This is a genomic window from Acinetobacter nematophilus, from assembly GCF_026344175.1.
In the GTDB taxonomy this organism is placed as follows: Bacteria; Pseudomonadota; Gammaproteobacteria; order Pseudomonadales; family Moraxellaceae; genus Acinetobacter; species Acinetobacter nematophilus.
On sequence record NZ_JAPKMY010000007.1, the window covers coordinates 32,392 to 44,848 of the forward strand.

The 12,457-nt window shown below is 40.0% G+C and carries 15 protein-coding genes; 4 read left to right on the forward strand and 11 right to left on the reverse strand.

The genetic code is table 11. The features are described 5' to 3' along the window. Positions 1-27 precede the first annotated feature (27 nt). A complete protein-coding gene (locus tag OSH00_RS13260) occupies positions 28-678 on the forward strand; it encodes an START domain-containing protein (RefSeq protein WP_196075116.1) in 651 nt (216 codons plus the stop codon). Positions 679-774: 96 nt separating this feature from the next. Here the strand turns inward: OSH00_RS13260 and OSH00_RS13265 are convergent, their stop codons facing one another. Both OSH00_RS13265 and dkgB read right to left on the reverse strand, forming a co-directional pair. Next, positions 775-1,947, reverse strand: a complete 1,173-nt coding sequence (locus OSH00_RS13265) for an MFS transporter (protein WP_266130812.1) — start codon at positions 1,945-1,947, stop codon at positions 775-777. 225 nt (positions 1,948-2,172) lie between these two features. Next, positions 2,173-2,985, reverse strand: a complete 813-nt coding sequence (gene dkgB, locus OSH00_RS13270; RefSeq protein ID WP_266130813.1) for a 2,5-didehydrogluconate reductase DkgB — start codon at positions 2,983-2,985, stop codon at positions 2,173-2,175. Between the two features lie 122 nt (positions 2,986-3,107). On the opposite strand from dkgB, the gene OSH00_RS13275 reads away from it, so the two are divergent. Beyond that, on the forward strand, positions 3,108-3,998 hold the full coding sequence (locus OSH00_RS13275) for a LysR family transcriptional regulator (protein WP_266130814.1): 891 nt from the start codon (positions 3,108-3,110) through the stop codon (positions 3,996-3,998). Here OSH00_RS13275 and OSH00_RS13280 read toward each other — a convergent pair. Continuing rightward, positions 3,958-4,365, reverse strand: a complete 408-nt coding sequence (locus tag OSH00_RS13280; protein ID WP_266130815.1) for a hypothetical protein — start codon at positions 4,363-4,365, stop codon at positions 3,958-3,960. The genes OSH00_RS13275 and OSH00_RS13280 overlap by 41 nt on opposite strands. 110 nt (positions 4,366-4,475) lie before the next feature. On the opposite strand from OSH00_RS13280, the gene OSH00_RS13285 reads away from it, so the two are divergent. Then, positions 4,476-5,912 (forward strand): aminotransferase-like domain-containing protein, encoded by a 1,437-nt coding sequence (locus OSH00_RS13285; protein WP_266130816.1) that lies wholly within the window; start codon positions 4,476-4,478, stop codon positions 5,910-5,912. 151 nt (positions 5,913-6,063) lie between these two features. On the opposite strand, the gene ahr is transcribed toward OSH00_RS13285, so the two are convergent. The 8 genes from ahr to OSH00_RS20540 all read right to left on the reverse strand — a co-directional run bounded on the left by ahr (position 6,064) and on the right by OSH00_RS20540 (position 11,735). Beyond that, complete coding sequence (ahr, locus tag OSH00_RS13290; RefSeq protein WP_266130817.1) at positions 6,064-7,086, reverse strand: NADPH-dependent aldehyde reductase Ahr; 1,023 nt, start codon at positions 7,084-7,086, stop codon at positions 6,064-6,066. Between the two features lie 27 nt (positions 7,087-7,113). Further along, on the reverse strand, positions 7,114-7,668 hold the full coding sequence (locus tag OSH00_RS13295) for a DNA-3-methyladenine glycosylase I (protein ID WP_266130818.1): 555 nt from the start codon (positions 7,666-7,668) through the stop codon (positions 7,114-7,116). 26 nt (positions 7,669-7,694) lie between these two features. Continuing rightward, positions 7,695-7,940 (reverse strand): hypothetical protein, encoded by a 246-nt coding sequence (locus OSH00_RS13300; RefSeq protein ID WP_266130819.1) that lies wholly within the window; start codon positions 7,938-7,940, stop codon positions 7,695-7,697. 28 nt (positions 7,941-7,968) lie between these two features. Then, a complete protein-coding gene (locus tag OSH00_RS13305) occupies positions 7,969-8,517 on the reverse strand; it encodes a M23 family metallopeptidase (RefSeq protein WP_266130820.1) in 549 nt (182 codons plus the stop codon). Between the two features lie 99 nt (positions 8,518-8,616). Continuing rightward, positions 8,617-9,651, reverse strand: a complete 1,035-nt coding sequence (gene mutY / locus OSH00_RS13310) for an A/G-specific adenine glycosylase (protein WP_266130821.1) — start codon at positions 9,649-9,651, stop codon at positions 8,617-8,619. A 573-nt stretch (positions 9,652-10,224) separates the two neighbouring features. Continuing rightward, complete coding sequence (locus OSH00_RS13315) at positions 10,225-10,593, reverse strand: HIT family protein (protein WP_266130822.1); 369 nt, start codon at positions 10,591-10,593, stop codon at positions 10,225-10,227. Between the two features lie 47 nt (positions 10,594-10,640). After that, positions 10,641-11,378, reverse strand: coding sequence for a dienelactone hydrolase family protein (locus tag OSH00_RS13320; RefSeq protein WP_266130823.1), 738 nt, complete (start codon positions 11,376-11,378; stop codon positions 10,641-10,643). A gap of 198 nt (positions 11,379-11,576) precedes the next feature. After that, entirely contained in the window at positions 11,577-11,735 is a 159-nt protein-coding gene (locus OSH00_RS20540; protein ID WP_004825834.1) for a DUF1328 domain-containing protein, read from the reverse strand. Positions 11,736-11,925: 190 nt separating this feature from the next. On the opposite strand from OSH00_RS20540, the gene OSH00_RS13330 reads away from it, so the two are divergent. Continuing rightward, positions 11,926-12,378 carry a YcgN family cysteine cluster protein gene (locus tag OSH00_RS13330; RefSeq protein WP_266130824.1) on the forward strand — a complete coding sequence of 151 codons (453 nt, stop codon included), beginning with the start codon at positions 11,926-11,928 and terminating at the stop codon, positions 12,376-12,378. Positions 12,379-12,457: the final 79 nt, after the last annotated feature.

Genomic DNA, 12,457 nt, shown 5'->3' on the forward strand with positions numbered 1-12,457 from the left:
CAATGAGTTAAATTTTGAACATAAAAAATGAAAAAAACAGTGATGTTACTGAGTTGTGTAGTCAGTGCTTTTAGCCTGACTGCACAAGCTGCTTTACCGAACAATGCTAAATTGAGTCTGAACAAAAACAACATTAAGGTTTGGACGTATAAAGATATCAATAATCCTGTTTTGTCCTATAAAGCCGAAACCACACTGGATGTACCTATTGAGCGCGCTGTTGCTTTAGTATTGGATGTCAATAACTCATCTAAGTGGGTACCGAATGTTGCTAAAGCTGAAGTTTTATCTCGGGATGATAAAAAGGGTGAGTTCAGTATTTATATGGTTTTAGACTTTCCTTTTCCTTTAAAAGATCGTGACATGGTGGTGAAAGGAACGATGTCTAAAGACAGCAATGGCACGATTTATATTAAAAACGCTGCGGTTCAACAAGGTAAAGCGCTGAACTCAGATTACGTACGACTAAAAGATTATGCGGGGGATTGGACTTTCCAAAAACTGGGTCCGAATAAAGTGAAAGTAATCACCTCTGGACATGCCAATCCTGAAGGATCAATTCCAGCAAGCGTGACCAATCTGTTGGTTGAGCAACAGCCTTATCAAATGTTGCAAAAGATGAAAATTGAACTGGCGAAGAATACCAAGCTTGCTGCATTACCTGAAATTTTAAAATGATCAGCTATAGGGCAGTTTTTACAGTTCTGATTCCCTGCATCATGTGAAGATGCAGGGGGGATAATAAACTTATTCAGTCACAGAGGATTAGATGCTTTAAAGTGAGCTGAATTGATGAACGGGTTCTTTTGTTATTTTGATCTGGATAAAGACCAAAACCAATCCCAATGCGGTAAGTACAGCACCTGCAATCGAAACGGCTGAATAGTTCATACCCATACTGAGGACTGCTCCACCAACGGTTGCTCCTAAAGCATTACCTAAGTTAAATGCCCCAATATTTACCGAAGAGGCCAGTCCGGGTGCTTCATGTGCAACAGACATGACGCGCATTTGGAGTGGCGGCACAACGGCAAAGGCTGCAGTTCCCCAAACGATGAGCGCCAATGCTGCTCCAAGCGGTGTTTGTGCCAAGATTGGAAACAGTAACATGGACAGCATTAATAGCACTAAAAAGCCTGTCAGTGTTTTATTCAGTGATTGATCTGCAAATTTCCCACCGAGATGATTTCCAATAGAGAAACCGATGCCAATTAATACCAGCATCAGGGTGATATACATTGGGCTGGCATGGGTGATACTTTGCAAGCTCGGTGCAATATAGGTGTAGAGCGTAAACATAGCACCTGCACTCATCACTGTGGTTAACAAGGCAAAAATAACAGGCAAGCGAGTTAATACTTTCAGTTCAGCTTTTAGATTGGGACGTTGCCTCGTGGTATCTACAGGTAGGGCTTTCCATAAAGCCAACATGGTCATTACACCCAAGATCGCTATGGCGGCAAAGGACATACGCCAACCGATATTTTGCCCAACCCATGTAGCTAAAGGTACTCCACCAATATTGGCAATGGTCAGTCCCATAAACATCATGGCGACAGCGCTGGCTTGTTTGTCTTTAGCGACAACACTGGTGGCAACAATCGAGCCAATCCCAAAAAATACACCATGATTTAGACTGGTCAGAATTCGCGCGCCCATCAGGCCCCAATAATTAGGCGCAATTGCCGCAAGGATGTTTCCCACTGTGAAAATACTCATGGCTAAAATCAGTGCTTTACGCCGAGAAAAATGTCCAAACCATAAGGTCATGATCGGAGCACCAATCATCACACCCAAGGCATAAGCCGTGATCAGCATCCCCGCGGTGGGAATTGAGATATTCAGGTTTTCTGCAATTTGAGGAAGAAAACCCATTGGGGAGAATTCAGTTGTTCCGATTGCAAAAGCACCGATGGCTAAAGCAAACAGAGGAAAATTTAATTTCATGAAAGATCTCAAATATGCCGAAGATTGAAAAATGACGAAGTACAGCCGTGCGATCTGCAGATCCATAGCAGTAACACAATTCTTGGATGCTGATGCTCAACACAAGGTTTTGAATTTGGATTTTGATGCAGTCAAACAAACATCAATGCTTCACAAAATAGAACTTTGCAAAGCAATTGATGTTGTTTCATCGGGCAAAAATAATCATTTCAACTGAGCACCAATTTAAACATCCCACTTCGGTGCTAGGTTTTCAGGATCAACTTCACGACCATTGCATTCTAATTGTGCAATCATCTGCATTTCTTCAGCAGAAAGTCGAATCTCTTGCGCTTTTAAGTTTGCGATTAAGTTTTCTCGCTTGGTCGATGATGGGATGACTGCAAAACCTTGTTGCAATGCCCATGCCAATGCAATTTGTGCTGTAGAAGCTTGATGTTGCTGGGCAATTTCAGCCAATACAGGATCGTTTAAAACTTTACCGTAAGCCAAAGTCATATATGAGGTCACATCAATATGCCGAGATTCTAAGAAATCTACCAATTTTGAGTTTTGCAAATAAGGACTCAGTTCAATTTGGTTGGTCGCAATATGTTCACGTCCCACAGCATCAATTGCCTGCTGTGACAAGTCAATATTGAAGTTTGAAATCCCAATATGTTCAGTCAAGCCAAGTTTCTTGGCTTCCAAAAGATTGTGCATCATGTCTGCAACAGAAATACCTAAACTGGGTGCAGGCCAATGGATTAACGTTAAATTAACAGCATCTGTGCGTAGTTTGCGCAGGCTTTCTTTCAGGCTTGGAATGAGTTTGTCTGCTTGATAATTGTCTGTCCATATCTTTGTGGTGATAAATAAATCATCACGAGGAATATGGCTTTCAGCAATTGCCTGACCCACTTCGGCTTCATTGCCATAGATTTGTGCTGTATCTACAGCACGGTAACCGACATCTAGCGCATTTTTGACTGAGTCAATCACGGTTTGACCTGTTAAGCGAAAAGTACCTACACCAAATTGAGGAACGATGTGTGTCATGAGGGATTCACTGTGTTTTCTGAGATTAGCGCTATTTTGCTCCATTAATTGTTGCGGAAAAATACAGGAATATGCAAAATATTATTGACTATAAATCAACAATAAAGTGTGCGGTTATTACGATGAAATCTACACTTGAGGAATTACAGGCCTTTATCAATATTGTGGATAGTGGTTCGATCGTTGCAGCTGCAACACATCTTGAACAAACCACTTCTGGCGTGAGTCGGGCTTTGCAACGGCTTGAATCTAAACTTAATGTCACGCTATTGGAGCGCACGACAAGGAAGCTTAAGTTAACTCAGGAAGGTCAATTATTTTTAGAAAAAGCCCGAAAAATTGTACATGACCTGAATGAAGCTGAAGATGCTTTACTGAAGTCGGACAGTGATACTTCTGGCTTGATTCGTGTCGATTCGGCTACTCCTTTTGTATTGCATGTGATTGCACCCTTAATGCAGGAGTTTTCTCAGCTTTATCCAGAAATTGAAATTGAATTAAACAGCAATGATCAAATTATTGATTTATTGGAACATAAAACGGATGTGGCAATACGTTTTGGAGAATTAAATGACTCCAGCCTACATGCGAGATTGCTGTGTAAAAGTCGTTTATACATTGTTGCCAGTCCTGAGTATTTAGCACGAAATGGTTATCCTGAAACCCCCCTGGATATCCTCAACCATGTCCAAATTGGATTTAGTAAGGTAAATCATTTGAATACCTGGCCCATTCGTGTAAATGGTGAAAAATTGACAGTACAACCGAAGATCAAAGCATCTAGCGGTGAAACAGTACGTCAGCTTTGTCTTCGTGGGCATGGCATAGCCAGACTTTCAGCATTTGAGGTACTCAAAGATCTCAGAGAGGGAAGGTTGATCGCTCTATTTGAAGATCAAATAGAAATTTACGAGCAACACATCCATGCCGTTTATTATCAACAAGAACATTTACCGAAACGTGTCCGTTTATTTATTGAGTTTTTAGCGCAAAAGCTGTCAAAGTTTCGATAGTTTTTTGCGGGGGTAAATCTAGACTCAGTAAAGGTTGAGTGTCGGATTGTTGGGGTGTCACCAAATGAATCTCGAAATGTTCAGCAGACGTCTGCTGGCATTTGAATTCCAAATTTTTCTGTACAGGCATATTAATTTTGACAGTTTGATCACCGCTGGCACGATAATGGTAGTGTCTGACAGCTACGGTTTCATGTAGCGTAGGTTGTAAATGATCAAGTTGATAGTTTCCCAAACGCTGTGTTTTTAAAAAGCCTTCAATCAAAGATTTACATACAAAATGTTGTTGCTGGGCAACTTTATTGACTTGTTGAGGCTGGCAGGCACTGAGTACCAAAGCAAGGCTCGCAAGAGCGATGATTCTCATTATTTTCTCCTTTCAAATCAATTATGTTTTAAAAACTGGCTGTAAAAGAAGCATAGATCTGTTAGATTTACAGGTACAGATACAACAAATATTAAAATTTGGGTACAGATATGGCTTTTCAGTATCAAGTCTTGGCACAGCAGATTGCGCAGAAAATTTATTGTGGTGAATTAACCGTAGGGCAGCGTCTTAGTTCTTTACGTCAATTTGCTGAATTACAAAAGGTGAGTTTGAATACGGCTAAAAGCTGTTATGAATTACTTGAAGCGCAAGGCTTGATTTTTGTAAAAGAAAAGTCAGGTTATTTTGTACAGGCATTGCCTAATAGTCCTCAGATCGAAGTACCTAATCATCCCGATTTTAAGTCGAGAGCGCGTGAAGTGTCTAATTTGGAATTACAGATTCAAATTCATGAAGCGGCGATCAATAATAAATTGATTCATCTCGGTTCGATTCAACTGTCCCCCAATTTAGTTCCTGTAGAAGCCTTACGCCGTTCGATTCAACGTGCTTTAAAACACAGTAAGCCGGAAGATTTTTTATATAACGATCGTCAAGGTCATCTCCAATTAAGAGAAGCTTTGTCTGCACATTGGGCAGAAGATGGTTTTTACATTGCGAAAGAAGATATTTATATCAGTAATGGCTGTATGCCTGCCTTGTCAGTCATGATTCAGAGTCTGACTCAAGTTGGCGATAGTGTGATTGTGCCAACTCCGAACTATAATGGACAGTTACAGTTATTGGCTTTGTTAAAGCGAAAAATTATTGAAATCCCTGCCAACACAGAGGGTTTTGATCTAGATCGTTTAGAGCAAGAAATGCAAAACCCGGGCGTAAAAATCTGCTTATTGACAGCCAATTTTCAAAATCCACTCGGTTTTTGTCTCAGTAATACTGAGAAAGAACGCATTGCACAACTTGCGGCTAAATATCAATGCTATGTCATTGAAGATGACATTTATGCAGAATGTAGTTTTAATGCCAAACGCCCTTTGCCAATTAAATATTGGGATCAACAAGGCTATGTGGTGTATTGTAGCTCAGTCTCCAAGTCTCTATCGACTTCTTATCGGGTAGGCTGGTTTTGTTTGCCACAGCGTTTGCAACATTTACATGCAAGACTGATTTTACAAAATGTTTCAGTAAATACGCCTTTGCAATTGGGGCTTGCCGATATGATTTATAGCAGAGCCTATCGTCAGCATCTGAGTGAATTACGTCCTAAGCTGATGGCACAGGTCGAGCAGTATCGACAATTTATCCAGTATGCCTTTCATGGTGTGAGTATCCGTTTGAATCAACCGCAGGGAAGTTATGCATTGTGGTTACAATTTCCTGAACAAGTGGACAGTTTGGCGTTGTATTACTATGCGCAGCAATACAGTATCAATATTGTTCCAGGTATTATTTTTGGTGAAGATCATCGTTATAACAACTGTATCCGTCTCAACGCAGGGCATGAATTGTCTCAGGAAGTTCAAGACGCCATTATGTTGTTGGCAGATTGGGTTCGAGCTGAATTGTCAGCCAAGAGTGTGGCTTAAATCAGGGAAATACATGAATGATTAATAAAAAATGATTTACATTCACGGTTTACCGTTATTTAAAATTAGAAGTCGAATAAGTTCTGTATAGGATAGGAGTATATAAGCCTCCTATCCAAGATCATTCAGCGGATTGCAGAAAAAGCTAAAATTAAAAATCCGCTTTTAACACAATACGATAACGAGCTTTTCCTGAATGAAGACGTTCCAAAGCCTCATTAATTTTTGACATTGGATACACTTCAATTTGTGGTGCAATATTTTTGCGGGCTGCGAATTGCAACAATTGACGTAATGCAAAAGGGGAGCCTGTCGGAGAACCTGTTACTGATTTTGCGCCACTGATCAATGTACCTGCAGGAATGGGCATAGGTTCAAGAACCATTCCTAACATATGAATGGTGCCATTTGGAGCAAGTGTATTCAGATATGCTTTCCACTCTAGACTTACGTTCACTGTGCATAATAATAAATCAAATTTGCCGCGTTGGGCTTTTAAGTCGTTTGCATCACGACTATTGACGATATGGTCTGCGCCCATCGCTCTGAGCTCATCGTACTTATCTAAATTAGAGGTGAATGCGGTAATTTCACATCCCCAAGCTTTGAGTAGTTTAATGGCCATATGACCCAAACCACCAATTCCAATCACGCCAACATGGTGAATGGCTTGGATTTGGTGTTTTAAAATTGGATCAAAAACCGTGATCCCACCACATAACAGTGGACCTGCACTTTCAGGATCTAAATCTTCTGGAAGAGGAATAATCCATTGCCACCCGGCACGAACCTTATCCGCAAAACCGCCAGCATGACCAACGATCGTGGCTTTTTTCTCACCCGTACATAGCACTTGCTGTCCACTGACACATGGGTCACAGTGTTGACAACTTTCTGCTGTCCAGCCAATTCCTACACGCTGTCCGACTTTTAAACCTTTTGCTTCTGAACCCAACTGAGTGATCAATCCAATAATTTCATGACCGCCAACAACTGGAAAAACTGCATTTCCCCATTCATTATTAATCACTGAAACATCAGAGTGGCATAAACCGCAGTATTCAACTTTAACTTCAACTTGATGTGGCGCTAAATCACCAGCATCAAATTGAAAGGGTACAAGTTCAGCGCCTGCTTCCAGGGCTGCATAGGATTGAATGATATTGGCTGACATATGAATCCTTCCTGTTTTAAGTAAAATTTAGCGCGACATACAATCATTTTCATGGTCATTGACCATTCCAACAGCCTGCATGAATGCATAGCATGTTGTTGGACCGACAAACTTAAAGCCATTTTTCTTCAAAGTTTTAGACAACTTAAGGCTAGCTTCAGTTTGTGCAGGTGCTTGTCGATAATCAGGAACATCATTCAGCTGTACCTGTTGATCAACAAAATCCCAAAGCCAATCCACCATATCAATATTTTTCGCTTTCATAGTTTGCCATGCAATTGCATTGTCACGAATAGCGGTAAGTTTACCAATATGACGAATGAGTCCCGTATCTTGGCATTTCAACGCCAAATCTTGTTCAGTAAATTCAGCAATGGTTTGAATTGGATGATTAAAAAAATGTGTTCGATAAGATTCACGTTTTTTTAAAACAGTAATCCAAGATAATCCTGCTTGTTGTCCTTCGAGGCATAACATTTCAAATAAATGTTGCTCATTACGATTTGGTTTACCCCATTCATGATCGTGATATTCAATATAAATTGGATCATCTGAACACCAACCGCAGCGTTTATTGATCATGAAAGATGCTCCATTCTTTGATGTATTTAGAGTTTAAATTCGACCCATTGATCTTGTTTATTATCCCAATATGAAAGTTGGGCTGCTTCTAGGTCAGGGAAATTTATCCAAATATCTTTACCAGCCTTATCTGCAAAGCCAGTACTGATCATGAGGGCTTCATTGGTGATTTCCATAATCCAGCCTTGATGGCTTTGCCCATTGAGGACAATTTTTTGTTGATTGCCTGATTCTGCAAATTCAACCAAACGCTCAAGCAATGCTTCTGACATGGAATATTCCTAAATATCTAATCTAAATTTAACGTAAATACGGATAAGGGTTTACTGCACCTTGACCCTTACCTCTTAAGTATAGTCCATAGTGTAAATGAGGTGCAGTATGTCGTGCATTTCCTGTATTGCCCACATAACCGATCAGTTCACCTTTTTTAACGTAGTCTCCTTCTTTTAAACCACGTCGGTGATCATTCAAATGCGCATAGTAATGATAAGCGCCACCGGGTCCCATTAGCCAAATGACATTACCGCCTAAATTATTGCTTTTTAAACTGGTAATCACCCCTTCAGTATTGCTGTACACTTTGGTTCCACGTGAAGCCATGATGTCAATGCCTTCATGCGCGCGTCCGGCACTTCGGGAGGCTCCCCATGTATCGGTGAGATTTTGTGGTTTAACACCATCGACAGGAATCGCCAGGCGTGTAGGGAGCGGCATTGCTTTTAAACGATTAATCTGAACTTGCGGAAGATGCGGTCTGTTACTACTGGTTTTTTTGGGTGCGGTGGTACATGCAGTTAACATAATTGCAAAAAGGGCAATCATACAATATTGGATACGACGTGGCACGAGACATCCTTTTTTCTAGTTTCAAATTTCAGCTTTGAGGTTTAAAAAAGGGTAAATTAAAATTGAAAAAAATGATCAGAATACCCGTGCCTGACTATGTCATATTTTGATTGCTGAGATCAATTTTTTCATGGCTGTGGGTATGCCCATTTGTGTAGCTTTTTGTGGCGTGAGCCATTCACCGCCAAGTTCAGCTTGAAGATATTCTGCTTGGTCTTTTTCAACATGAATGATATGTGCGGTTAATATCCAGGTAAAATGAGTGAAGCTGTGCGAAATCTGTACAGGCTCAAGGGTTGAAACCAGCTTTAAACGTTCACTGATCTGTTGCAGTTCAGCCTCAGTTTCAAATATTGGTAAACTCCATAGTCCTCCCCATAGACCACTATTAGGTCGTTGCTCCCACAACCATTGTCCTTGAGATTCAATCAGTAAAACTTTACCGGTTTTTACAGGAACTGGCTTTTTAGGCTTTTTATAAGGGAGTTCCGTTTCTAATCCTTGTTGGTGGGCTTGGCAATGTTGCTGCATTGGACAATATAGACATAATGGTTTTTTAGGGGTGCAGATGGTTGCACCTAAATCCATAATTGCCTGAGTATAGTCATGATTGCGTTCAGTGGGACACAGATTTTCAGCCAATTGCCACATTGCCCGTTCATGTACAGGTTTACTGAGATCATCTTCAATGGCAAAAAATCGCGCTAACACGCGTTTTACATTGCCATCCATAATGACACCATATTGGCGTAAGCCAAGTGACATGAGTGCACCTGCAGTCGAACGCCCGATACCTGAAAGCTCCATCCATTGTTCCAGAGTGCTTGGAAAATATCCTTGTTGGCTGACAAGCGTCGCAGCTTTGTGTAAGTTTCTGGCCCGTGCGTAATAACCCAAGCCTGCCCAATAAGGTGCAACATCATCCCATGAAGCTTGACCTAAATCGTCAACGGTAGGGAAGCGTTGAATAAATTTATCAAAATACTGCAGTACTGTTTTGACTTGGGTTTGTTGCAACATAATTTCAGAGACCCAAACTTTGTAGGGATCATCTGCCACCTGCCAAGGCAGATCATGGCGTCCGTGTTGATCAAACCAAGTCAGTAATGCATCTGAAAATGAAAATTGCGACATATCAATCTAGGGCAAAAATAGGTGGTTCAGTATAACCAAATTCGAATGAATTACAGAAAATTATCTGAAAACTGCGCATGAGATTGGTGAGAGTAACGCTTTTTGAATAGTCAGAATTTAATTTGATAAGCGAGCTGCTGAAAAATACATACATTCAATATAATTTCTAGATCAATAAAATCAATGTGATAGATCTATTGTTTGGTGATGTAAAGCTTTCAATGTCAGGCTTTACATCTAAAGTTTAAATTGTGCTGCGTAGGCGATGCTTCACTTTGATTCCCATTTTTGTTTAACCGCATTGTTGTACTGCAAACAAAGCAGTGCTTCCTTTTTGCTTATATACCCCTGCCTAATATGGCGGCATCCATGTCACTTCATGCTAGCAAAACTTTTAAAAATTCATATAAAAAGCATAAGTCTTTTAGAAGATAAATCGCTTGTACGAAAATTTAGGTGGTTTAACGATATAAAGTGACACACTTTGCAGGTGATAAAAAACAGGGTTGAATGAAGCAATATATTGAACTAAAAAAGACACGCTTGCGTCTTTTTTGTAGGATGAGAAAAGGATCATTTTTCGTTAATGATACCCCAACGCTGATCCAGTTTAAGCGGTTCATTTTTATAGCGTGGAATGATATGGATATGAAAATGTTTATTTTGTTCTTCACCAAAAACATTACCGTCATTAAAGGCAATGTGAAAACCTTCTGGTTGATGACGGATTTTGAGTTCATTGCGTGCCAATTCCAACAGCGAAGAGAGGCTTTTACGCTCTTTTTCTGAAACCTCAAAAAAAGAATCGATATGGCGCAACGGGATAATGACTGAATGCCCTTTAGACAAAGGATTTTGTTCAGGCAAAATTGCACCAAATTCATTTTTATCAATGATGTCAAATTCTTCAAATTCACAATAAGGGCATTTTATCTCAGTCATTTTAAACTCCTTGTTTACGGATTAAGGTGCATACATCAGATTCAAAATCAAATCAATGTACGATCTAACAACTGATACATCGCAGTTAATCCTGTGCTTTCTGCTTCTGGGTTATAACCTAAATCTACACCATTGGCTTTAGCACGTTCATCTGCTTGTGGGTTACTAAAGCCATGTTTGGCATCTTTCAGAATGATCACTTCAGATTTTACTTGTGCATGATTCATTTCTTGCTTGAATGATTCAACATCAGCCAAAGACACCATAGAGTCTTTTTCACCATGTAAAACTAAAACCTCAGCTTTAAATTTTCCTGATTGTGCCGGGTTTTGCGCCGATAAATTGGCGTGAAATGTGATCACTGCTTTTAAATCAGCGCCTGATCGCGCCAAATCAAGCATGACTTTTCCACCATAACAAAAACCAATCGCAGCAAGGCGTTGTCCATCGACTTCAGGTTGATTGGCGAGGGTGGTAAGTGCGGCTGAGCTGCGATCTACAATGGTATGGACATCTTGAAAGGTTTGCATCATCCATTCATTGGCCTGTGTAGCAACGGTGGTTACTTTTTTGTCACCATACATGTCAACTGCCAATGCAGCAAAACCATGTTCAGCAAGCTCTCTGGCACGTTGCTCAGTATATTCATTTCGTCCCCACCATTCAGGACCCACGATGACACCTGCAACAGGTTGTGTAGATTCAGGGGCAGCAAAATAACCGATTAAAGTTGTTCCATCTTTTGCTTGGTATTGAATTTCACGAGTTTTAATTGCAACAGCCATCTATTCGATCCTTTTATATTTTTGAGAGCGACATTGATTAAAGCATAAATATGAAAGATTCAAATGCTTAATTGAGGAATATTGAGTATAGAAATGTGAGAAATTATGAATGATTGAATCGGTGCTGAAATGAAAAAAGAAGGACCTAAGACCTTCTTTATCATAAACAGAGACTGTAATAAAAGTACTGAGAAAAGTTTAAACTTTCCCTCTGGAAATAAATCCAACAATTGCAAGAATAACGGCAACAACAAGAAGAATTACCGCAAAGTCTTTAGACATTCCTGCGACACCGCCAAAACCAAATAAACTTGCAACTAACGCGATCACAGCGAAAATTATTGCCCAACGGAACATGATATTCACCTCCATATTGTTTTTATGCAGTTTCAGTATAGGGAGAAAAACGGCGCGGTCTTGTGAAGTTATGTTTGAAAAGTGTGATAAATAAAGCAACATGTAACTGATTTGTGATGTTTTTTTATTCTCTGGTTCATGTTCTTATGCTGATATAATATTCATCTTTCATATGACTTCACTGTATACCATGAGCTTCGAAATACGCCCTCAATTTTGGAAAAACCATCATTTGTCTGAACTCAACCAGGCTGAATGGGAAGCTTTATGTGATGGTTGTGGTTTGTGCTGCTTGGTTAAACTTGAAGATGATGAAACACATGAAATCGCTTATACCAAGGTGTCCTGTAAACTATTGGACTGTCAAACAGCACAATGTTCAGACTATGCCAATCGTTTGCACTATGTTCCAGATTGTATTCAACTCAGCCCTGAAAAATTAGCGCACATTCATTGGTTGCCTTCAAGCTGTGCCTATCGACGTCTCAATGAAGGTAAAAATCTTCCGTCTTGGCATTATTTAATTACCGGTTCCAGACAAAATGTGATTAAAGCCAGAAAATCAGCAGCAGGGCGTTGTATCTCAGAGACAGAAGTCGATGAGGAAGAAATTGATGAATATGTTGTACGTTGGGTCCGTTAGAAAATCACGAAAACTATCAATTGATAATCATTATCAAATAGTAATATGATAAATAGGCTTTCATGATGTGATCTCATTT